The sequence below is a fragment of the Streptomyces sp. NPDC086519 genome (assembly GCF_040686075.1).
GTDB classification, from domain to species: Bacteria; Actinomycetota; Actinomycetes; order Streptomycetales; family Streptomycetaceae; genus Streptomyces; species Streptomyces shenzhenensis.
Window position 1 is genome coordinate 16,706 of record NZ_JBFBJL010000037.1, and the last position, 20,831, is coordinate 37,536.

Here is a 20,831-nt window from a genome sequence, read left to right on the forward strand (position 1 = left end):
CCGGCCGCCGTGGTGTTCCCGCCCGCTCAGTCACGCGGCATGGCCGCCAGGCAGTCCCTTACGGCCCCCTCCGGCACGTCGTCCACGAGCTCCGCGCCGGCGGGCCCGTCCAGCACGAACGCCAGCCGGCCCGGCGCACCGGCCGCGGCCTTCTTGTCCCGGCCCATCAGGGCGACCAGCCGGTCCGCGTCGACGGCCGCGGGCAGCCGCCACGGAAGCCCGTAGTGCCGTACGACATCGAGGTGTTCGTCCACCCGGGCCGCGCCGATGCGGCCGAGGGCGCCCGCGAGCCGGCCCGCGAACACCGTGCCGACGGCCACGGCCTCCCCGTGCCGCAGGCCGAACCCGGTCTCCGTCTCCAGGGCGTGGCCCAGGGTGTGGCCGTAGTTGAGCAGATGCCGCAGGCCCGTGTCGCGCTCGTCCGACGAGACGATCTCGGCCTTGCGGCGCACGCTCGCCGTGATCTGCTCGACCGTGCCCAGGCCGCGCAGGTCGCCGGCGCCGATGAAGTGGCAGCGGGCGATCTCGCCGTAGCCGTTGCGCCACTCACGCTCCGGCAGGGTGCGCAGATGGTCGGTGTCGCACAGCACGGCCAGCGGCTGCCAGTACGCGCCGACCAGGTTCTTGCCCTCGGGCAGGTTGACGGCCGTCTTGCCGCCGGTGCTCGCGTCCACCTGGGCGAGCAGCGAGGTCGGCAGGTGGATGACGGACACGCCCCGGTGATAGAGGGCGGCCGCCAGACCGACGGTGTCCGTGGTGGTGCCCCCGCCGCAGGAGACCACCACGTCGTCACGGGTGAGCCCCGCGTCGGCGAACTGCCGGCACAGTGCCCCGACCGTCGCGAGCGTCTTGTTCTCCTCGCCGTCCCGCGCCTCGACCAGCCGGTACGGCACGCCCGGGTCCGGCACCAGATCCGCCGGCCGCGCCGAGACGATCACCGCCCGTCGCGCCCCGGACCGCGCGACCACCTCCGGCAGCCGCTTCCGGACCCCCGCTCCGATGCTCACGTCGTAGGAGCGCGGCCCCAACTCGACGCGGACCACCGCGGCGTCGGCGCCCTCGGCCTTCGGCTGCGTGCCGTTCACCGTTCCCGTGCTCATGCGCGCTCCCCGGCGGTCGTGGCCGGCACCTGGCCCGCGGTGAGCCGCGCGCGGACCGTGAGCGCCGCGGCGGCGCTCTGCGAGACGGGGATGCCGAGCCGGTCGTGCACGGCGGCGGACTGGGCGAAGACGAGATAGCGCTCCGGCAGGCCGCATCCGGGCCGCTGCCGCCGTATCGTCTGCCGGGTGCGGTGCACGTACCTCTCCAGCGCGGCCGTCAACCGCGGTGCCGGCGGCTCCGGTTCGGCCGGGTCCGCGCCGGCCGCCAGCTCCACCCGCCGCCCCGCGGACAGCCCGGCCGACCAGCGCTCCCAGCACTGGAACAGCAACCCGGCCCGACCGGACGGCTCGACCAACTCGGCCAGCGCCCGTAGATGGGCGACCGCGAGGTCGTAGGCCTCCCGCGGTCCGGGTGCCCCGTCCGGCCGTACCGAGAGGGCGAACTCGCTCGCCACCGCGGCCAGTTCGTCCGTCACATCCCGTTCGCTCTCGTGCGGATGGTGCACCGGGCGGTCCACCAGCCGCTCGGCGGACACCTGCCAGCCGGAACCCGGGGCACCTGCGCGCAGCAGGTCCGTCACCTCGCGCCGGGTACCGGCCCCGGCGTCGACCCACAGATCGACGGAGCGGCCCGCCGGGTGGTCGTCGCGGGAGAAGAAGAAGCACGCGTCAGGGTCGCTCACCCGGACGTGCCGGGCCACGCGCGAGACCACCGGGGGCAGGTCACCGGGGGCGTCGACGCCGCCGTAGAGGGAGACGGACAACCATTGCCGAGCCATAGCGGAATTCACCTCGACCATCATGTCGGGTCATCATGCGGGTTCGGATCCGCCGCCGACAGTAATAATTCCAGGGACGGGTGCGCAATTGAGGACCGGAGAGATCGGCGCACCCGCGGAAACTGAGGGAGTTGTTAGGGGTACGGGTAGGGGATCCCTCCGGAGTTCTAATGGCCGTGTGCATTCGACACTTTCCTTGCCAGCCGCCCCGCAGGCCGCCGACCTGCCGCGGGAATGGTCCGAGAAGGTCGCGGCGGCCCTGAGCCGGCCGGCGGCCCAGCAACCGCCGTGGCCGGACTCCGGACAGGTACGTTCCGTGTCCGCCTTCCTGGCCACCCTGCCCCCGCTCGTCACCCCCGAGGAGATCCGGGCACTGCGCCGGCAGACCGCCCGGGCCACCCGCGGGGAGGCCCTCGTCCTCCAGGGCGGCGACTGCGCGGAGACCTTCGACGCGACCCCCGAGCACATCGCGGGCAACGCCACCACCCTGCTCAGGATGGCTGCCGTCGTGACCGGGGGCAGCGGGCTGCCCGTCGTCCCCGTCGGGCGGCTCGCCGGCCAGTACGCCAAGCCGCGCTCCGACTCCGTCGACGGCCTCGGGCTGCCCGTCTACCGCGGCGACATCGTCAACGCCGCCGCCCCCGACCCCCGGGAGCGCGTCCCGGACCCGATGCGGATGATCGAGGCCCACCGCACCGCGCGCGCCACCCTCGACCAGCTTCGCGGCCGCTTCGCCGGCATCCACACCAGCCACGAGGCGCTGCTGCTCGACTACGAACGCCCCCAGCTGGCGGTGGACCCCACCGACGGGAAGCTGTACGGCACCTCCGCGCACTTCCTGTGGATCGGCGAGCGCACCCGTCAACTCGACGGCGCGCACGTCGCGTTCGCCGAACTGCTCGCCAACCCCGTCGGCGTCAAGCTCGGTCCGGGCACCACCCCGGCGCTCGCCGCCGAGTACGTCGAGCGGCTCGACCCGCGCGCCGAGGCGGGCCGGCTCACCCTGATCAGCCGCATGGGCAGCGTCCGCGTCCGGGACACCCTGCCCGCCCTCGTCGACGCCGTCGCCGCCACGGGCCGGCAGGTGGTGTGGATGTGCGACCCGATGCACGGCAACACCCGTGTCTCGGCGATGGGATACAAGACCCGGCACTTCGACGACGTCATGGACGAGCTGGAGGGCTTCTTCCAGGTGCACCGGGCGCTCGGCAGCCATCCCGGCGGGGTGCACCTGGAATTCACCGGCGACCGGGTGACCGAGTGCCTGGGCGGACCGCGCGCGGTCACCGAACCGGGACTCAGCGGCCGGTACGAATCCACCTGCGACCCCCGGCTCAACGCCGAACAGGCGCTGGCGCTGGCCGACCGTATCGCGCGGTTGTCCGGGAACCAAAGCGGTTGCCGGGCCACGGGAACAAAGGTGTTCCCGTAAAAGGAACACCGATGTGCCCGTGTCACAAGAAAGTGCCTTCTTCCGTGCCCGCACTGAGGCACGCATCATGGCTTCTGTAACAAACAATGCCCTATTGGAGGCGAACGGAAATGGGCCAGCCCGCCCCCCGTACGAACAGTCCCTGGCTGACCATTGCCTTACTGTGCATCGGTCAGATGATGATCGTCATCGACCAGAACATCGTCAATGTGGCGTTGCCGGCCGTCCAGAAGGGCCTCGGGTTCTCCGAGGCGAACCTGGTCTGGGTCGTGAACGCCTACGTCATCCCGTTCGGCGGCCTCCTGCTGCTGGCCGGACGGCTCGGTGACCTGGTCGGCCGCAAGACCGTCTTCCTCACCGGGGTCGCGCTGTTCGGCGCCTCCTCCCTGCTGTGCGGCTTCGCGGCCAACGAGAGCTCGCTCATCGCGTTCCGCTTCGTCCAGGGCGTCGGCGGCGCGATCGCGTCCGCCTGCATCCTCGGCATGGTCGCGACCATGTTCGCCGAGCCGCGCCAGCAGGCCCAGGCCATCGGCGCCTACAGCTTCGCCTCCGCGGGCGGCGGCGCCGTGGGCCCGCTGCTCGGCGGTGTGCTCACCCAGTTCCTCAGCTGGAACTGGATCTTCTTCATCAACGCCCCGATCGGCGCGGTGCTCGTCCTGGCCGGCCTGCGCTCGATCCCGAAGGACAAGGGCCAGGGCCTCGGCAAGGGCACGGACTTCCTGGGTGCCGCGCTGGTCACGGCCGGCATGATGCTCCTCGTCTACACCATCGTCGACGCCGAGAAGGTCGGCTGGACCTCCGCCCGGACCCTCCTGCTGCTCCCCCTGGCCCTGCTGCTGCTCGTCGGGTTCGTGGTCCGCCAGGCCACGGTCGCCAACCCGCTGCTGCCGCTGCGGCTGTTCCGCTCGCGCGGCCTGACCGCCGCGAACATCGTGCAGTTCATGATGATCGCGGGCATGTTCGGCCTGCTGTTCTTCGGCACGCTCTACGTCCAGCGGGTGCTCGGCTACAGCCCGCTCCAGGCGGGCCTCGGCTTCGTGCCCATCGCCGTGGTCATCGCCGGAGTCTCCCTCGGGCTCTCGGCCCGGCTCATCACCCGGTTCGGCCAGCGGCCCATGCTGTACTCCGGGATGGTGCTGATCGTCGTGGCGTTCCTGATGCTCTCCTTCGCCCGCGTCGACGGCACGTACGTGGTGGACTTCCTGCCCGCCAGCCTGGTCATGGGCCTCGGCTTCGGGCTGGCCGCCCCGGCGATGATGGGGCTCGGCATGTCGGCCGTCACGCCCGAGGAGTCCGGCATCGCGTCCGGTCTGTTCAACACCACGCAGCAGATCGGCGGCGCGATCGGCCTCACCGTGCTCAGCGCCTTCGTCTCCTCCCGCACGAACTCCCTCACGGCCGCCGGCAAGGACGAGGCGAGCGCGCTGCTCGGCGGCTACCACGTGGCGTTCCTGCTGGCCGCCGGGTTCGTCCTGCTGGCCCTGCTCATCGGCGCGGCGATGCTGCGGACCGGCCCGCGGACCGCCGAGGCCGGGCAGCCCGAGCGGAACGCGGCGACGGACAGCAAGGACGTCCCCGTCCTGTGACCCCCGGATGAGAGCGGCGGAGCCCGGTGACAGCGCGGGCTCCGCCGCTCTCGCACGCCCCGCACGGCGCACCCGGGAACGACGGGAGCTCCTGGCAGGCGGGTTGTCCCGCACGCCAGGAGCTCCCGCTACGGCGGCCCTCAGGCACCGGCGACGTCGCGCAGCACCTCCGCGAGTGCCGCCGTGACGGCCCGCTGCTGGTCCTCCAGGTAGAAGTGACCGCCGGGGAACGTGCGCACCTCGAAGGGGCCGGACGTATGGCTCCGCCAGGCGCGGGCCTCCTCCGGCGTGGTGTGCGGGTCGGCGTCCCCGACCAGCACGACGACCGGCGCGGCGATCGCGGCGTCCGCGGCCGAGCGGTAGCCCGCGACCGCCCGGTAGTCGCTGCGCAGCGCGGGCAGCACCATGCCGAGCAGCTCGGGATCCTCCAGGAAGCGCGCGTCCGTGCCGCCCAGTGCCCGGATGTCGGCGACGATGCTCGCGTCGTCGCGCGGTATGCCCGTCCCGGCGCGCACCCGGCTCGGCGCGCGCCGGCCGGACGCGAACAGCACCGCGGGGCCGCCGTCGCCCCGCTGTTCCATCAGCCGGGCGACCTCGAAGGCGACGAGTGCGCCCATACTGTGCCCGAACAGCGCGAGCGGCCGGCCCGTGCCGTCGAACCCGGCCTCGGCGAGGGCGTCGTAGGACTGCCGGGCGAGGGCGCGGACGTCGTCGACGGGTGGCACCCGGCGGCGCTCCTGGCGTCCCGGGTACTGCACCGCCAGTACGTCGACGGACGGCGCGAGCGCGGCGGCCAGCGGTGCGTAGTAGGGTGCCGAGCCGCCCGCGTGCGGAAAGCACACGAGGCCGACCCGGGCGGCGGGCGCCGGGTGATACCGGCGAATCCACTGCTGTGAGGCGGGCGTTGAAACAGGCATGCGTCGTCCCTCCGCGGACCGGGCGTATTCACCGCCAAGATGGCCCGGGAAAGAGGGGCCGACAACCCCTGAATGTCCCGGGCCCGGACAACTCCCGGAAGGACAAGGGGGAATTAGGGGTTATCCGCGCCGAATCCCGCTCCTTACGTTGGCCGTACAGCGACGAGAGAGCGGGAGAAAATGGCTACGCGCAGAGCATTCCTCACGTCCGCCGGCGGTCTCGCACTGGCCGCCGTGGGTGCGACGTCCGCAGGGCCGATCGCGTCCGCGCTGTCCACGACCGTGGGGGACGACGCCTGGGACCGACTGGCGGAATCGCTCGCCGGAGACCTGGTCCGCCCCTCCGACGCGGGCTACGCCCGGGCGAGGACCGTCTACCTCGGCGAGTACAGCGCGCTGCGGCCGCAGGCCGTGGCCCGCTGCCGTACGGTCTCGGACGTCCGGGCCTGTCTGCGGTTCGCGCGGGAGCAGGGCATCGAGCTGCGCACCCGCAGCGGCGGCCACAACCTGGCCGGCTGGTCGACCGGCGAGGGACTCGTCGTCGACGTGTCGGCCTTCAGGCAGGTGCGCACCGACGGCCGGACGGTCCATCTCGGCCCCGGTGCCATGTCGATCGAGGCGCTCACCGCGCTGGAGCCGCACGGCGTCCAGATCGTCACCGGCACCTGCCCGACCGTCTGCCCCGGCGGCTTCGTCTCCGGGGGCGGCATCGGCCACCAGACACGCAAGTTCGGCACCGCCTCCGACCGGCTGGTCTCGGCGCGGGTCATGCTGGCCGACGGCCGGCTGGCGCATGTCTCCGAGACCAGTGAGCCCGATCTGTTCTGGGCGCTGCGCGGCGGGGGCGGCGGCACCTTCGGTATCGTCCTCGACTTCGAGGTGGTCCCCGTCGACCAGCCGGGCGGGGTGTTCTTCGACACCGAATGGCCCTGGGACAAGGCCCAGGAGGTCATCGAGACCTGGCAGCACTGGAGCGTCGCAGGCCCCCACGACCTCGGCTCCGCGCTGCTCGTGGCGCTGCCCGACGCCGCCCCGGGCGCCACGCCCACCGTGCTGCTGTCCGGCACCTTCTGGGGCGACCCCCGCGACCTGGAGAGCGGCCTGGCCGAGCTGGCCGCGCAGTCGGGTGCCCGCCCGGTCCGCCGGGAGACCACCGAGCTGGCGTACGGCGACGTGATGCGCCGGGTGTACGGCTGCGGGCAGCTGACCGTGGACGAGTGCCATCTCACCGGCCAGAACCCCGACGCCAAGCTGCCCCGCAACGGTGTGCTGCGCGAGCGCACCAGGATCTTCGACCGCGCCGTCACCGGCTCCGTCCTGTCCGACTCGCTCGCCGCCTACGACCGCGACCGGCAGGCCGGGCAGACCCGTTTCCTGTCCTTCACCGCGACCGGCGGCCGGGCCAACGAGGCGGGCCGCACCGACACCGCGTACTGGCACCGCTCGGCCCAGTTCATGACCGGCTTCGCCGCCATGACGGCCGACGCGGCACCGCCCGCGGCCGTGGCGGCCGCCATGACGGACTGGGTGGACCAGGGCTCCGCGCTCCTCGCGCCGGCCTCCACCGGGGAGGCGTACGTCAACTTCCCGGACCCGCGGCTGACCGACTGGCGGCGCGCCTACTTCGGCGACAACTACACCCGCCTCCTCGAAGTCAAGCGCCGCTACGACCCGGCCGACGTCTTCCGGCACGCCCAGAGCGTCGGCAGCTGACCGCGCACGGGGGAGAGGCGAACAGTCACATGGGCATCTCGTCGTATTCCGGATACCTCGGCATCGACATCGGTGGCACGAAGGTCGCGCTGCGCGCCGTCGGCGACTCGGGTCAGGGCCCGGCCGACTCCGTCGAGGAGACCTTCCGCTGGCCGCCCGACGGCGACCCCGCCGCCGACCTCATCCTGCTCGCGGATCGCCTGCGGTCCCTGCTGCGCCGCCTGCCGGGCGGTGCCGGCGGTCTGCGGGGCGTGGGCGTGGCGCTCCCGGCGAGCTGCGACGCCGACGGCACGGTGCTCACCTGGCCGGGACGGCCCGGCTGGGTGGGCCTGGGCCTGCTCCCGGCGCTGCACCGGATGCTCCCCGGCGTCCCGCTGGTGCACGCCGACGACGGCGACCTCGCCGCGCTCGCCGAGGCGCGCGCGGCGGCCCGTGCCGACGTGGTGTACCTCGGGGTCGGCACGGGCGTGGGCGGGGGAGTGGTGCACGAGGGGCGGCTGTGGCCGGGCCCCGGGCGCGGCTCCTGCGAGATCGGCCATCTCGTCGTCGACCGGTCGGGACCGCGCTGCGACTGCGGACGCGCCGGCTGCGTCCAGGCCCTCGCCTCCGGACCGGCCACGCTGCGGCGGGCCGCCGAACTGCGCGGCGCGCCCGTCGACTTCACGGGTCTGACCACCGGGCTGCGGGCGGCGGAGCGGTGGGCCGTGGACGCGGTCGAGGCGAGCGCCACCGCCGTCGCCCTCGCCGTCGTCGGCGTCGCCGAGCTGGCCCATCCCCGACTGGCCGTCGTGGGCGGCGGGTTCGGCACCGGCGTACCGGGCTATGTGGCCCGGGTCGCCACCCGGGTACGGGAGTTGACCCGTCCCGGCGTGGCGCCCGTGCCGGTGGCGCCGGCCGCGCTGGGCGGACTGTCCTCGCTGGACGGGGCGGTGCTGCTGGCGCGGCAGACGTTCGGGCGGCGGGTTCCGGCGCCGCTGTGAACCGGCGGACGGCGACAGCTCCCCGACGACCACGCGAAGGTCCCGCGGCCCGGAAGTCCGGGGCGCGGGACCTTCGTTCGGTGCTCGGTGCGCGCCGTACCCGACGGCGTACGGGTCACTCGGCGATGGCCGTCCGCATGGTCCAGTGGAAGACCGCCAGCTCCTCGCCGTCGACGGTCCGGAACTCGCCCTGGTGCGCGAAGTGTTCGTACCCCGCCTCGAAGCGGTGCTTGACCTTCTCCGCGAGGGTGGGGACGAGCTGGACGCGATCCGTGGCCGGAAGAGCGGACGGGCCGCCGACCAGCAGAGCCTTGAAGTTCGGCACGGGATACCTCCGGTGTACGAGTCTGCAGGACTGCCATGATGGTCACCCGGCGGACGAACTCTGAACAACCCCTATTTATCCCGTTATTTCTGACCGGATCGAGGCGGTCAGCCGAAGCGCAGGGGCAGTTCGTTCGGACCGGTGATGCCGATGGCCGGACGCCAGGTGATCGGCCCGGCGACGGACGGTGGGCCGAGTCGCTCGGCGAGCGCCGGCAGCGCCTCGCTGAGCTCCATACGGGCCAGCGGGGCGCCCAGGCAGTAGTGGGGTCCGCCGCCGAACTGCAGGACCTGGTTCGGCCGGGCGACCGTGATGTCGAAGACGTCGCCGCCGGGGAAGGCCAGCGGGTCGCGGTGCACGGCCTGCACACCGATCGCGAACATGGTGCCCGGCGCGAACGTCTCGTCCCGGAAGCCGAAGCTGTCGCCCGCGTAGCGGTAGACGGCGTTCGACGAGGGGGACCAGCGCATGACCTCCTCCACGGCCTGCGCGGTGAGGCCGGGGGTACGGCCGAGCAGTTCCCACTGGCCGGGGTGCTCGGAGAACGTCACCATCGCGTTGGACAGTTGCAGGCGGGTGGTGTCGTGGGCGGCGAAGACCATGGTGACGATGAGATTGCGCAGCTCGTCCACGGTGACCGTGCCCTCCGCGCGCTGCACGGCGACCAGGGCGGAGATGAGGTCCTCGCCGGGGTTCTCGGCCTTGGCGGCCATCAGGCCGTCCACGTAGGCGTACAGGCCCGACACGGCGGCCTCCACGCGCGCGGGGATGTCGCCGCCGAGGGCCAGGCTGAAGACCAGACCGATGTCCGAGCTCCAGGTGCGGAAGGTCGGGAAGTCCTCGGCGGGCACCCCGAGCAGCTCGGTCATCACGACCAGCGGCAGGGCGTCGGCGAACTCCTCGAAGAAGTCGACCTCCTCGCGTCCCGCGAGCTCCTCGGCGAGCCGCCGCGAGGTGGCCCGGATGAGCGGGCGCAGGCCCTCCACCATGCGGGGCGTGAAGGCCTTGTTGACCAGGCCGCGCATCCGGCGGTGATCGGCGCCGTCGTGGTTGACCAGGGCCGGCACGAACCAGTCGTATATCGGCCCGTCCACGATGCCGTTCTGCTCCATGAAGCCCTTGCCGTTGTGGGTCAGCCGGCCGTCGCGCACGAGTTCGCTCGCCTCGGCGTAGCGCAGGACCAGCAGCCCGACCGGGGTGCGGGCGTACCAGTTGGCGGCGCGGGCGTCGGCCACGTCCGGGGTGTCGAATCGGAATGCGGGATCGAGGACGTCGAGAAACGGGATCTCCGGGGAGACCGTTGCGGCATCCGTGGGGGCTGTCATGTCTCATCCTCTCGTCGCGCCATGGTTTTCAAGGGACTTTATGAGCGGTGAATTGGACGGCCAAGAAAAGGCCGGGTATTGCGTTCGACCTCGCCAAGTCGGAATTCATGTCACGCCGGAAAAGGGCGGGAGGGCCATGCTGTTTCCTCCCGCCCGGGCCCGGCGGCGCCGGTCAGTGCGGGACCGGGCAGCCGTCCGGGCCGCAGGCGTCGCCGTGCGCCGCGCCGGCCACCACCGGGAGGGACGAGCGGCTCTCCCAGGCCTTCGTCAGCGCCTGGGTGAACACCTCGGGGCGCTGGGCGCCGGACACCGCGAACCTGCGGTCCAGGACGAAGAACGGCACACCGGTGGCGCCGACCGCCGCGGCCTCCCGCAGGTCGGCGTGGACGTCCTCGGCGTGGGCCGACGGGTCGGCCAGGACCTTCCGTGCCGCGTCGGCGTCCAGCCCCGCCTCGGCCGCGAGGTCGACGAGGCGCTCGTCATCGTCGTAGACCGAACGCTCCTCGGCGAAGTTCGCCCGGTAGAGCAGGGTGAGCAGTTCCCGCTGGCGGCCCTGTTCCTTCGCGAAGTGCAGGAGGCGGTGCATGTCGAAGGTGTAGCCGTGGTCGCGGCCCATGACGTACTTCAGCCCGAGCGCCGCCGACTGCCGGCTGAGGGTGTCCTCGTTGGCCTGCGCCTGTTCGCGGGTCCAGCCCTTGCCCCTCATCAGGAAACCGATGATGGGCTCGGCGTCGCCCTTGGTGCGGTGCGGGTCCAACTGGAAGGAACGGTGCACCACTTCGACGTCGGCGCGGTGCGGGAACGAGGCCAGTGCCTTTTCGAAGCGGGCCTGACCGACATAGCACCAGGGGCAGCTGATGTCGGTCCAGATCTCCACGCGCATGTGGGGGTTCTCCTTTCGAGGCAGGGAATCCGAGGAAGAGGGAATGCGGAGGTGACGAGCGGGGGAAGCCGCCGCGCGTCAGCCCTGGGCGGCCGGTACGAGGCCCAGGTGCGCGTCGAAGGTCGACGTGGCGGCGCGGGCCGTGCGGCTGCCGGACTCGGTGACGGTCAGATAGAGCGCGCGGCGGTCGTCGGTGCTGAACCGCCGTGTCAGCAGACCGTGCTGCTCAAGGCGGACGAGCATCCGGCTGACGGCGGAGGGGGACAGGCCGACGGCGTCGGCGAGGTCCTTGGCCCGCAGCCGGGTGCCCGCCCGGTCGAGCGCGCACAGGGCGAGGAACTCCGACAGGCTGATCCCGTGCGCGCGCACCAGGGCGCGGTCGAGTTCCTGTGTGATCCGTACGTGCTCCACGATCCGCTCGCGCCAGCGTGCCGACTCGATCGGCGTCATGAACTCGGGCTCCTCGCCTGTGGCGTTCCGACAGGACCGGGCAGCCGTAGGGCGGGTGCGGTGCCCCGGCTCCCCGGCCGGCGAGGCCGCCCGCTGTCGGCGGGGGGTACCGGCTCGCCGGCCGGGGTCCGGTCAGCCCAGCGCGTGCTCGCTCTCCGCCTCGGCGTGCACCGCGGCCTCCGGGGCGGAGGCCGCCTTCACCGAGGGCTGCCTCTTGATGGCCAGGGCGAGGAAGCCGCCCAGGACCAGGAGGCCGGCCCCGATCAGACCCGCGAGCCGCAGGCCCTCCACCACGTCCGCGGGGTTCGCGTCGGTGTAGCTGCCGGTGAAGGTGGAGTTGGCGACGGCGACCAGGACCGCGAGGCCCACGGCGCCGCCGACCTGCTGGGCGGTGGAGGCCATGGCGCTGGCCACGCCCTGCTCCTCCGCGTCGACGCCGGAGCCCGCCGTGGCGAACACCGAGACGAAGACCAGACCGCCGCCGACACCCCAGACGAACGAGCCCGGCAGCAGGGCCCAGAAGGACCCGCCGGTGGTCATGACGACGGCGGTGAGCCCGATGCCGATGCCGTTGACGATCATGCCGGTGAACAGGGTGATGCGCGGCCCGAAGCGCTCCATCATCTTCGGCGCCAGCCGGCCGGAGCCGATGATCGAGAACAGCGTGAGCGGCAGGAAGGCCAGACCCGCCTGGACGGGCGAGTAGCCGAGCACCGGCTGCACGTACGTGGTGAAGACGTAGTACGCGCCTGCCAGCGCCGTCTGGAACACCAGCAGGACGGCCATGGCGACCACCAGCGGCCGGTTCTTCAGCAGCCGCAGCGGCATGAGCGGGTTGCGGGTCTTCGCCTCGGTGACGAAGAAGGCCGCGAGCAGCAGGACACCGAGGATCAGGGACGTGGCCGGCAGGCTCGCCGTCCAGCCGTGGTCCGGGCCGGTGACCAGGCCGGTCACGATCGCGGAGACACCGACGGTGGCCAGCAGCGCCGCCGGCACGTCGAAGCCGCCGGAGGTGTTGACCGGGCCGTCGGGGCGCACCGCGCGCGGCGCCGGGATCAGGATGACCAGGGCCAGCGGGATGTTGACCAGGAACACCCAGCGCCATGACGCCAGGTCGGTCAGCACTCCGCCGAGCAGCGCGCCCGCGGCGAGGCCGAGCGAGCCGGCCGCACCCCAGACGGCGAACGCCTTGGTGCGCTGCTGCCCCTCGAAGGAGGTGGCGATCAGGGCGAGGACGGCGGGGAAGAGCAGCGCGCCGCCCATGCCCTGCACCAGGCGCGCCCCGATGAGCAGCGCCTGGCTGTTCGCCAGACCGCCGACCAGGGACGAGACCGCGTAGAAGGTCAGGCCGGTCATGAAGAGCCGTCGGGCCCCGAGCCGGTCGACCGCGCGCCCGCCGAAGAGCAGCAGGCCGCCGAAGGAGACGGCGTACGCCGACACCACCCACTGCAGGGACTGCTCGGAGAAGCCGAGGGCCTCCCCGATGTCGGGCAGCGCGACGTAGACGATGTTGAGGTCGACGGAGATGATGACCTGGGAAAAGGCCAGCAGGAACATTACAAGTCCCGCCTTTTTGGCCGGTGTTGCTGTCGTCACGAGACCCTCCTATAGGCCTGACGGTTAGTCAGCTTTCAAGGCTGTGCGTCGAGCTCCAACTGGGATCGCGAGGCCCGTCCTTCCCTTCGTCCGTGTGGCCTGGGTCACATTCGCGCGGGTTCGGGCACCCGCGCCGCGCTGCGCGCACGCGCCCGCCGCGAGCGGGAGAACCTGCGGGTCACCGGACGCTCGACGGTGACGTACAGCCCCCAGGCCAGCAGCACCGACACGACCAGCTGCCCGGCCAGCAGCGCGATCGTCGCGGGGGTGGTGAAGAGCCGGTCGCCGAGCAGCCGGCGGGTGAACTCCAGCACCGTGAAGTGCACGCAGTAGAAGGAGAAGGAGATGTCCCCGAGCCACACCGCGAACCGGCTCCGGAAGACGCTGGGCCGGTTCTCGCTGTCCGCCGTTGCCCCCGCCGCGATCAGCATCACGGCCGGCAGCAGGCAGGCCACCCGGAGGCCCCACAGCATCGGCACGTTCAGCGCGACGACGTACGACACCGCGAGCAGGACCCCGGACCACACCATGCCGACGTTGCGCCAACGGCCCAGCAGGACCGCGCGCGCCACCAGCATGCCGAGCACGAAGTCCAGCAGCCGGGTCGGCGGGAAGATGTACGCGAACCAGAAGTAGTTGGCCGAGTGCTGGGGCTCGTTGGGCACCACGGCCGAGCCCACCGGGACGATCGCGTACGTCAGCAGCGGCACCGCGCCGACGGCCAGCACCACCCCGCCGATCCAGTACTTGAGGCGCGCCGCGGGGATCCGGCGCATCAGCGGGTACAGCGCCGGGAACACGAGGTAGAAGAACGCCTCCGTGGACAGCGACCAGCCGACGTTGTTCACCGCGAAGTTGGTGGGCACGTCCGGCACCCACGACTGAAGCATGAAGAAGCTCAGGAAGCCCTGGGTGAGGGTGGTGTGCGAGCCGTCGACGCCCTCGACCAGCACCCGGGCGAGGATCCAGCCGGCGATGTACGGCGGCACGATCTTGACGTAGCGCCGCCGCCACCAGGCCGTCGCCTTCTCGTTCCCGCGGTACGACCACACCAGGATGAAGCCGCTGAGCGCGAACCAGAACGGCATGGTCAGGCCGCCGACCTGCGCCACGGCCCGGTAGAAACCGTGCGCCAGGGAGTCGTCGGCGAACAGCCGGATGCTCGCGAAGGGCAGCGCCGCGTGGAAGAGGAACACCGCCAGCGCGATCGGGGCGCGCAGCCCCGTCAGTGAGGGCAGCCGGGAGGCCGCGGCGGGAGAGCCGGCGGCCGCCCCGCCGGGTGTCCGGGACGGGACGTCCGCGCCGGCCGCCGCGGGCGTCACGGCGACCGGCGGCCCGGACTCGATCCGGCCGGTGAACTGTTCGGTGGTCATGGTCTGTCACTCCTAGTCAGGTCGCCGGGACTCGGCCCGGCCGCGTCAGAGATCGAGCACGAGACGCCGCGAGGTGCAGCGCGAGACGCAGATGAGCATCAGGTCTCCGGCGGCCTGCTCCGCGTCGGTGAGGACCATGTCCCGGTGATCGAGCTCGCCCTCGATGACCGGGACCTCGCAGGTGCCGCAGACGCCGTCGCGGCAGGAGGCGTCCACGACAACGCCCACGTTCTCCAGGGCGTCGACGATCGACTCGTCGGGGCCGACCGTCACGGTGACCCGGGACTTCGCGCACTCCACCTCGAACGCCGTGCCGCCGTCCGCGCCCGCGCCCGTCCCCGTGCCCGGGGCTGTGGCCGCGGCGAAGTGCTCGACGCGCAGCCGGCCGAGGATGCCGAGCGCCGCGCAGCCGGCGCGGACGGCCGCGGTGAGCCGCTCCGGGCCGCAGCAGTAGACCAGGGCGCCCTCCGGGACACCGGCGAGCACCCGGTCCAGGTCGAGGCGGCCGTCCTCGTCCTTCGGCCGCAGGACCACCGTGCGGTCCGCGGCGGCCAGTTCGCCGAGCTCCTCCGCGAACGCCATCGACGCCCTGGAACGGCCGCCGTACCAGAACTGCCAGGGCAGGCCGCGCCCCGCGGCCTCCCGGGCGTGCGTGAGCAGCGGGGTCACTCCGATGCCGCCCGCGACGAAGACGTACGACGCCGCGTCCGCGAGCTCGAAGTGGTTGCGCGGGCCGCCCACGGTGACCAGCGCGCCGGGCCGCAGCCCGCCGTGCACGAACGCCGAACCGCCCCGCGACGCGGGGTCCTTGAGCACCGCGACCCGGTAGCGGTCGGAGTCGGCCGGGTCGCCGCACAGGCTGTACTGCCGTACCAGACCGTCCAGGTGCAGGTCGATGTGCGCGCCGGGTGTCCAGGCCGGCAGCGGCTTGCGCTGCGGGTGCACCAGGTCGACGGAGAGCACGTCCGCCGCCTCCCAGGTCATCCGGTGCACCAGCAGGGCGGACTGCTCCTTGGCGGTCCCGCTCATGACGTGACCGCGCCGCCGAACCGGACGTCGTTGGCGAACATCACGTCGTGGCTCTTCACGTCGATCGTGATCCGGTCGCCGTCGGCGATCCGGAAGCCGTCGTGGTAGCTGGCCTCGTCGGCGCCCAGCAGCACGTAGTTCACCAGGCCGGGCCGCCGGACGGCCGGGAAGGAGAACAGGTGGTCGACCATGTCCCGCACCCGGAAGTACAGGGCGTCCTCACCGCAGTCGAAGCGGCCGTCCCACGCGGTCACCCCGTCCCGCTCGATGGTGACCCGGCCGGTCACCGACGCCGGCGGTTCGTCCAGGAACAGCCAGGGCGTGATCGCGGTGTCGCACAGCTTGCAGTACGGGTTCCAGCCCGGGTTCTCCCGGTGCAACCCGATGTCGCACAGGTCGTTGCCGAAGGTGTAGCCGGCGTAGTGCGGTTCGCCGTCGGCGTCGTTGACGTAGACGAGCGCGACCTCCGGCTCCTCGATCAGCGCGACCGGCTTGCGCGGCACGACGAGCGGCTCGCCCGGCAGCCGCAGCCAGGCGCCGAGGCCCTTGAAGAACCAGTTCGGCGGGACGAACTCCTCGTCCTCGCGCGGCGCGGTGTCGAACTTCGACCGGTGGGTCCGCATGAAGCCGCTGACCAGCGCGTTGCCGGTGGTCGTGGGCAACAGCGGGGGCAGCAGCCGCAGCTGCGGGTCGTCGGCGGCGACCGACACGGACGCGGCGCCCTCGGTGACGGCCGCGACGACGTCCGCCGGGCGGCCGGCCGTGACGAACTCCGTGCTCAGCCGGTTCTCCTGGACCTTGTACAGGGTCAGGGGCTCGCCCGGCGCCGGCTTGCCGATGCCGACGTGGCGCTCGCCGCGGTACTCGCTCTCGAACAGGATGGTCATGCTGACGGCCCTCCCAGGGGGCGACTCGGGCCGTAGACCGCGCGGAACCCCTGCGGCATACGGCGGTTGATGGTGCGTCAGTTACGGTTGTGGGGGTCTCCGGCGGCGCCCTACGCGGCCGGGTCCCGCCCCGCGGCCCACGCGTCCCGGCCGCCGGTCAGGTCGGCCAGGGCCTCGGTGACGCGGTCCAACGACGCCTGGATCCACGGCAGTCGCAGCGGGTCGGCGGCCGACAGGGCGGTCTCGCGTTCGCTGTCGCTGTCGCCGTAGAGCCGGCTGGTGGCGGCCCGCAGCCGCAGGGAGCGCTCGGGCTCGCCGAAGGCGCTCGCGGGCAGCAGTCCCACCCCGTGCCGGGTCACCAGGAGTTCGGCGATCCCGGCCCCGGAGCGCACCCCGTGCGCCCGCGCCAGGTGGGCGCGGAGGGGCTCGAAGTCCGGGTACACGTAGCAGGTCGCGCGGACGGGCGGCACGAGGGCGCCGGCCGCGGCGAACCGCCCGGCGACGGCGCGCACCACCGCCCCGTGCAGTCGGCGGCAGGCGGCGAGGTGCGCGACCACCTCCGGCGGTTCCTCGAAGGCGTAGGCCACCGCCTCCTGCACCGGCGCGGCGGCGCTGGACCAGATCTGGCTGGCGACGACGGTGAGCCGGTCGGCCAGCGAGCGGCCGGTCTCGCCGGCGGGCAGCCGGGCCGCGCCGAGCCGCCAGCCGCCGAGCGCCAGGTTCTTCGTCGGGCCGGTGGTGACGACCGTGCGCTCGGGGGCGTGCAGCGCCGGTGACTCGGCACGCACGTCCGGGTCGAGGACCAGGTCGCGGTAGATCTCGTCCGAGACGATCACGAGGTCCAGGTCGCGTGCCGCCCGCGCGAGCCGGCGCACCGTCTCCGGCTCGGCCACCGCGCCGGTCGGGTTGTCCGGCAGGGTGACCACGACCGAGCGCGGGTCGCGGCCCGCGGCCCGGGCGGCGGCGACCGCCGTGCGCAGCCGGTCCGGGTCCGGGAGCCCGCCCTGTCCGGGCGGCACCGGAACCGGCAGCGGGTGCGCGCCGGCCAGCCGGGCCTGCGCGGCGTAGCTCACCCAGCTCGGGCTGGGCACGACCACGTCGCCGCCGATGGCCAGCAGCAGCGCGAACAGCAGGGGCTTGCTGCCCGGACCGCACACGATCTGCCCGGGGTCGGTGTCGAGCCCGCGCCGGCCCCAGTACCCGGCGACCGCCGCGCGCAGCCGGGGACTGCCGGCCACCGGGCCGTAGGAGTTGAGGCGCGCCGCGGCGGCGAGCCGTTCCCGCAGCTCCGGCAGGACCGGCAGCCCGATCTCCCCGCTCGTCATCGGGATCACCCGCTCCCCGGCCGCCCGCCGGCGCGCGAGCGCCTCGTCGGCGGCCAGCGTGGCCGACATGGTCACCGAACCGGGCTGTGGCATGACTGACTCCCAGAACTTTGGAGGGTGAGAGGGGAGGTACGCGGGAGGGGGAGAACCGGGCCGGTGAGGGGAGCGAACACGGTGTGGGGGAAGGGGGCGCGGAGTGGGGGGAGCCGGCCGGAGCGGGGGTGCGGGAGCGCCGTCCGCTTCCGCACCCCCGCCGTCTCACGCGTCGCCGAACCGCTGCCGCAGGCTCGCCTTGCGGACCTTGCCCGTCAGCGTCTTGGGCAGGGCGTCGAGCGACTCCAGCCGGTCGGGCAGGAAGCGCTCGTCGATGTCGGCGGCCCGCAGGTGGGCGCGGACCTCCTCCAGGGACGGCACCTGGGTGCCCTTCGGCACGATCACCGCGAGGATCGGGTCGGAGACCCGGCCGGCGGGCCCGACCAGCGCGGCCTCGGCCACGTGCGGATGCCGGGCGATGATCGACTCCAGCTCTGCCATGGGGACGACCATGCCGTCCCGCATGATGGCGTCCTTGGCCCGGCACAGCACGCGGATGCCCCCGCGCCCGTCGTCCCGCGCCACGTCGCCGGTGTCGAACCAGCCGTCGTCGATCATCTGCTCCTGGAACACCGCGTCGCGCCGGTAGTACGTCAGCGCCTGCGACGCGCCCCGCACCCGCAGCCGGCCGACAGGGGCCCGCTCGGTGGGGTTCAGGCACTTGTCGATCCGGATCTCCATGGCGTCGATCGGCCGCCCGTTGCTGTGCGCCGCCCAGTCCTGGTTGTAGTCGAGGCGGGTGATGGTCACCGGACCGTTCTCCGACATCCCCCACAGCGAGTAGGTGCGGGCACCGAGGGTCTCCCGGAGCTCGTCCACCAGGGGCTGGAGCACCGGCGCCGAACCGGTCACCACGTGCCGCAGGGTGCTCACGTCACGGGGGTCGCGGCGCTGCGACTCGGCGATGTCGGTCAGGGTCGGTGGCGGGCCGTAGACCAGCGTGCCGCCGTAGCGCTCCACCAGGTCCAGCAGGACGTCGTTGCTGCGCTTGTCCTGGAAGACGATGGTGCCGCCCAGCATCACGCCGGCGAGGATGCCCTGCGCGAACCCCGAGTAGTGCACGAGCGGGGTGGTCACCACGGCGACCAGGCTGTGGTCGAGCAGGAAGGTGTCGGCGTAGCCGCGGATCGCCGCGTGCACGGTGTTCTGGCTGTGCAGCACGCCCTTGGACTCGCCGGTCGTGCCCGAGGTGAACAGCACGACGAACGGCTCGTCGGGCCGCAGTTCGAGGCCGGCCAGCTCGTCGTCGCCGTGCACGTCCTCCCAGGGGGCGGCGACGAAGTGGTCGTGGAAGTCGATCGCTCCCTCGGGCGCGTGCCCGTCGACCACGACGACGTGATCCAGGGTGGGCAGTTCGTCCCGCAGCCCGGTGACGATCTTGCCCAGCGGGGTGCCGTCCCACTCCGGGACCGTCACGCACACCCGCGCCTCGGTGAGCCCCAGCCGGTGGCGCAGCTCCTCCTCAGGGCAGATCGGCGAGATCGGGCAGATCACCGCGCCGATCCGGATGCAGGCGTAGATCAGCGGCACCATCTCCCACAGGTTGGGCAGCTGGACCGCCACGAAGTCGCCCCGGCGCACGCCCAGTTCGACGAGCGCGCCGGCGAACCGGTCGGTGATGCGGGCCAGTTCCGAGTAGTCCAGCGTGTCGGTGCGGGCCTGGGTGATCCGGCGGCCGGCCAGCGCCATCTTGTGCGGGCGCAGCCGGACCTGACGGCGCAGGTCGTCGAGGAACGTCTCGTCCCGCCACCAGCCGCGCTGCCGGTACAGCGCCTCACGGCTGGCCCGGTCGTGCGGCAGCGGTGTGGTGATCGCGACGGTCTCCAACGGCGGGGCGGTGGTCATCGGTGCTCCTTCCGACGTGCGGATATCAGGGCCGGCAAGGGGTCCTCGTGCGGGGCCGCGGCGGCGATCTCCAGCAGGTCCAGGGTGTTGCGCCGGACCCGGGTGCCGACCCAGTCGAAGACCCAGTTCTTGCGCTGGTCGCCGGGCAGCTCGAAGGGCACCACGCGGGCCAGCGCCAGGCCCGCCGCCGCGGCCCCGCCGACGTTGGCGACCACGTCCGGGACGAGCGTGGCGCCCGCGACGGCGAGCTTCAGGCGCGCCTCGGGGCTGACGGTGATGTTGCCGCCCTCGACCACGAGCCCGGCCCGCAGCCGGTGCACGTTGCCGGAGTTGACGGCGTTGTGGTTCGCGGCCAGCACCAGCACGTCGGCGTCGAGGTCCAGCCACGCCTCCGGCTCCTCGGAGACGGTGACGCCCTGCGGCAGCCGCGAGCGGTCGATCCGGCCGAAGCCGTCGGTGAGTTCCAGCAGGTCCTCGACCGGCAGCCGGTCCGCGCTGATGGTGCCCTGGATGTCGGCGACGCCGACGATCCGGTGCCCGCGGTGCTCCAGGAACCGTGCCACCGCCCGCCCGACACTGCCGAAGCCCTGGATCACCACCCGGCGCGCGCCGCCCGAGCCGTGCACCTGCTCCAGCGCGGTGACGGCGGCGACACCGACACCGTGGCCGGTGCAGTCCACCAGCGGCTCGTAGTACGTGCGCCAGTCGTACGGCATGTCGACGGCGCGGTTCTTGCGGCGCGGGTCGTAGCCCGCCTCCGCGAAGAAGACCTTGCGGTCGGCCGGCGTGACACCCATGTCGCAGCCCAGGTGGATGCCGCCGTGCAGCAGCGGCGCGACCGTACGGCCGAAGGTGCGCAGGGTCTCCTCACGGTCGCCGCCGTCGGCGACGATGCCGGCCTTGGCGCCGCCGATCGGCAGGCCGACCAGGGTGAGCTTGTGCGTCATGCCGCGGGCCAGCGCGCGTACCTCCGCCTCGGTGACGTCGGGGGTCATCCGGGTGCCGCCCATGGCCAGCGAGTCGACCAGGGAGTCGACCACGACCCAGCCCTTCAGCGGGCCGCGGGCGCCGTTGAGGGAGACCGTGAAGGCGGGCTCGCCGCCGCCCTCGCGCGCCGACCCGTCGTCCAGAACGCTCATTACGTGAACCTCACGATCGATCCGGTGGGAAAAGGAAGTTGGCCCGGCCACGGC

Annotated in this window: 18 protein-coding genes; 4 read left to right on the top strand and 14 right to left on the bottom strand. The window is 72.9% G+C overall.

Features of this window, described 5'->3' with window-relative positions; genetic code table 11:
• Positions 1-26 precede the first annotated feature (26 nt).
• Both AB0P24_RS29945 and AB0P24_RS29950 read right to left on the bottom strand, forming a co-directional pair.
• The gene (locus AB0P24_RS29945) at positions 27-1,100 is read right to left on the bottom strand and encodes a 3-dehydroquinate synthase family protein (RefSeq protein WP_365799372.1); all 1,074 of its coding nucleotides are present in this window, start codon (positions 1,098-1,100) and stop codon (positions 27-29) included.
• Positions 1,097-1,879, bottom strand: coding sequence for a hypothetical protein (locus tag AB0P24_RS29950; RefSeq protein ID WP_365799374.1), 783 nt, complete (start codon positions 1,877-1,879; stop codon positions 1,097-1,099). The genes AB0P24_RS29945 and AB0P24_RS29950 overlap by 4 nt, the downstream gene beginning before the upstream one ends.
• 223 nt (positions 1,880-2,102) lie before the next feature.
• Between AB0P24_RS29950 and AB0P24_RS29955 the strand changes: the two genes are divergently transcribed.
• Positions 2,103-3,311 (top strand): 3-deoxy-7-phosphoheptulonate synthase class II, encoded by a 1,209-nt coding sequence (locus tag AB0P24_RS29955; RefSeq protein ID WP_365799501.1) that lies wholly within the window; start codon positions 2,103-2,105, stop codon positions 3,309-3,311.
• A gap of 176 nt (positions 3,312-3,487) precedes the next feature.
• Positions 3,488-4,897, top strand: coding sequence for an MFS transporter (locus AB0P24_RS29960; protein ID WP_365799376.1), 1,410 nt, complete (start codon positions 3,488-3,490; stop codon positions 4,895-4,897).
• A 140-nt stretch (positions 4,898-5,037) separates the two neighbouring features.
• Here the strand turns inward: AB0P24_RS29960 and AB0P24_RS29965 are convergent, their stop codons facing one another.
• Positions 5,038-5,814 carry an alpha/beta fold hydrolase gene (locus AB0P24_RS29965; RefSeq protein WP_365799378.1) on the bottom strand — a complete coding sequence of 259 codons (777 nt, stop codon included), beginning with the start codon at positions 5,812-5,814 and terminating at the stop codon, positions 5,038-5,040.
• Positions 5,815-5,994: 180 nt separating this feature from the next.
• On the opposite strand from AB0P24_RS29965, the gene AB0P24_RS29970 reads away from it, so the two are divergent.
• Together AB0P24_RS29970 and AB0P24_RS29975 are read left to right on the top strand one after the other, a co-directional pair.
• On the top strand, positions 5,995-7,527 hold the full coding sequence (locus AB0P24_RS29970; RefSeq protein WP_365799380.1) for an FAD-dependent oxidoreductase: 1,533 nt from the start codon (positions 5,995-5,997) through the stop codon (positions 7,525-7,527).
• A 29-nt stretch (positions 7,528-7,556) separates the two neighbouring features.
• Entirely contained in the window at positions 7,557-8,507 is a 951-nt protein-coding gene (locus AB0P24_RS29975) for an ROK family protein (RefSeq protein WP_365799382.1), read from the top strand.
• Positions 8,508-8,622: 115 nt separating this feature from the next.
• Here AB0P24_RS29975 and AB0P24_RS29980 read toward each other — a convergent pair whose 3' ends face one another.
• The 11 genes from AB0P24_RS29980 to AB0P24_RS30030 all read right to left on the bottom strand — a co-directional run bounded on the left by AB0P24_RS29980 (position 8,623) and on the right by AB0P24_RS30030 (position 20,777).
• Entirely contained in the window at positions 8,623-8,832 is a 210-nt protein-coding gene (locus AB0P24_RS29980; RefSeq protein ID WP_365799384.1) for a DUF5988 family protein, read from the bottom strand.
• 107 nt (positions 8,833-8,939) lie between these two features.
• Positions 8,940-10,157, bottom strand: a complete 1,218-nt coding sequence (locus AB0P24_RS29985) for a cytochrome P450 (RefSeq protein WP_365799386.1) — start codon at positions 10,155-10,157, stop codon at positions 8,940-8,942.
• A 172-nt stretch (positions 10,158-10,329) separates the two neighbouring features.
• Positions 10,330-11,040, bottom strand: a complete 711-nt coding sequence (locus tag AB0P24_RS29990; protein WP_365799388.1) for a DsbA family oxidoreductase — start codon at positions 11,038-11,040, stop codon at positions 10,330-10,332.
• A gap of 78 nt (positions 11,041-11,118) precedes the next feature.
• Positions 11,119-11,490, bottom strand: coding sequence for a MarR family transcriptional regulator (locus AB0P24_RS29995; RefSeq protein WP_365799390.1), 372 nt, complete (start codon positions 11,488-11,490; stop codon positions 11,119-11,121).
• A 132-nt stretch (positions 11,491-11,622) separates the two neighbouring features.
• Positions 11,623-13,047: an MFS transporter gene (locus AB0P24_RS30000; protein WP_365799392.1), complete on the bottom strand. Its 1,425-nt coding sequence runs from the start codon at positions 13,045-13,047 to the stop codon at positions 11,623-11,625.
• A 143-nt stretch (positions 13,048-13,190) separates the two neighbouring features.
• Positions 13,191-14,459, bottom strand: a complete 1,269-nt coding sequence (locus tag AB0P24_RS30005) for an acyltransferase (protein WP_365799394.1) — start codon at positions 14,457-14,459, stop codon at positions 13,191-13,193.
• Positions 14,460-14,504: 45 nt separating this feature from the next.
• Positions 14,505-15,488, bottom strand: coding sequence for a PDR/VanB family oxidoreductase (locus tag AB0P24_RS30010; protein WP_365799396.1), 984 nt, complete (start codon positions 15,486-15,488; stop codon positions 14,505-14,507).
• Positions 15,485-16,375, bottom strand: coding sequence for a fumarylacetoacetate (FAA) hydrolase (locus AB0P24_RS30015; RefSeq protein WP_365799398.1), 891 nt, complete (start codon positions 16,373-16,375; stop codon positions 15,485-15,487). The genes AB0P24_RS30010 and AB0P24_RS30015 overlap by 4 nt, the downstream gene beginning before the upstream one ends.
• A gap of 110 nt (positions 16,376-16,485) precedes the next feature.
• Positions 16,486-17,793 carry a pyridoxal phosphate-dependent aminotransferase gene (locus tag AB0P24_RS30020; protein ID WP_365799400.1) on the bottom strand — a complete coding sequence of 436 codons (1,308 nt, stop codon included), beginning with the start codon at positions 17,791-17,793 and terminating at the stop codon, positions 16,486-16,488.
• 165 nt (positions 17,794-17,958) lie between these two features.
• Positions 17,959-19,638, bottom strand: a complete 1,680-nt coding sequence (locus tag AB0P24_RS30025) for an AMP-binding protein (protein ID WP_365799402.1) — start codon at positions 19,636-19,638, stop codon at positions 17,959-17,961.
• Complete coding sequence (locus AB0P24_RS30030; RefSeq protein ID WP_365799404.1) at positions 19,635-20,777, bottom strand: Glu/Leu/Phe/Val dehydrogenase dimerization domain-containing protein; 1,143 nt, start codon at positions 20,775-20,777, stop codon at positions 19,635-19,637. Before AB0P24_RS30030 ends, AB0P24_RS30025 begins: the two co-directional genes overlap by 4 nt.
• Positions 20,778-20,831: the final 54 nt, after the last annotated feature.

Excerpts from the sequence above, each read along its gene's own strand:
- AB0P24_RS29985 (WP_365799386.1), bottom strand. The coding sequence starts at position 10,157 with ATGACAGCCCCCACGGATGCCGCAACGGTCTCCCCGGAGATCCCGTTT.
- AB0P24_RS29995 (WP_365799390.1), bottom strand. The coding sequence starts at position 11,490 with ATGACGCCGATCGAGTCGGCACGCTGGCGCGAGCGGATCGTGGAGCAC.
- AB0P24_RS30030 (WP_365799404.1), bottom strand. The coding sequence starts at position 20,777 with ATGAGCGTTCTGGACGACGGGTCGGCGCGCGAGGGCGGCGGCGAGCCC.
- AB0P24_RS30000 (WP_365799392.1), bottom strand. The coding sequence starts at position 13,047 with ATGTTCCTGCTGGCCTTTTCCCAGGTCATCATCTCCGTCGACCTCAAC.
- AB0P24_RS29970 (WP_365799380.1), top strand. The coding sequence starts at position 5,995 with ATGGCTACGCGCAGAGCATTCCTCACGTCCGCCGGCGGTCTCGCACTG.
- AB0P24_RS29950 (WP_365799374.1), bottom strand. The coding sequence starts at position 1,879 with ATGGCTCGGCAATGGTTGTCCGTCTCCCTCTACGGCGGCGTCGACGCC.
- AB0P24_RS29965 (WP_365799378.1), bottom strand. The coding sequence starts at position 5,814 with ATGCCTGTTTCAACGCCCGCCTCACAGCAGTGGATTCGCCGGTATCAC.
- AB0P24_RS30015 (WP_365799398.1), bottom strand. The coding sequence starts at position 16,375 with ATGACCATCCTGTTCGAGAGCGAGTACCGCGGCGAGCGCCACGTCGGC.
- AB0P24_RS30025 (WP_365799402.1), bottom strand. The coding sequence starts at position 19,638 with ATGACCACCGCCCCGCCGTTGGAGACCGTCGCGATCACCACACCGCTG.
- AB0P24_RS29990 (WP_365799388.1), bottom strand. The coding sequence starts at position 11,040 with ATGCGCGTGGAGATCTGGACCGACATCAGCTGCCCCTGGTGCTATGTC.
- AB0P24_RS29945 (WP_365799372.1), bottom strand. The coding sequence starts at position 1,100 with ATGAGCACGGGAACGGTGAACGGCACGCAGCCGAAGGCCGAGGGCGCC.
- AB0P24_RS30020 (WP_365799400.1), bottom strand. The coding sequence starts at position 17,793 with ATGCCACAGCCCGGTTCGGTGACCATGTCGGCCACGCTGGCCGCCGAC.
- AB0P24_RS30010 (WP_365799396.1), bottom strand. The coding sequence starts at position 15,488 with ATGAGCGGGACCGCCAAGGAGCAGTCCGCCCTGCTGGTGCACCGGATG.
- AB0P24_RS29975 (WP_365799382.1), top strand. The coding sequence starts at position 7,557 with ATGGGCATCTCGTCGTATTCCGGATACCTCGGCATCGACATCGGTGGC.
- AB0P24_RS30005 (WP_365799394.1), bottom strand. The coding sequence starts at position 14,459 with ATGACCACCGAACAGTTCACCGGCCGGATCGAGTCCGGGCCGCCGGTC.
- AB0P24_RS29960 (WP_365799376.1), top strand. The coding sequence starts at position 3,488 with ATGATGATCGTCATCGACCAGAACATCGTCAATGTGGCGTTGCCGGCC.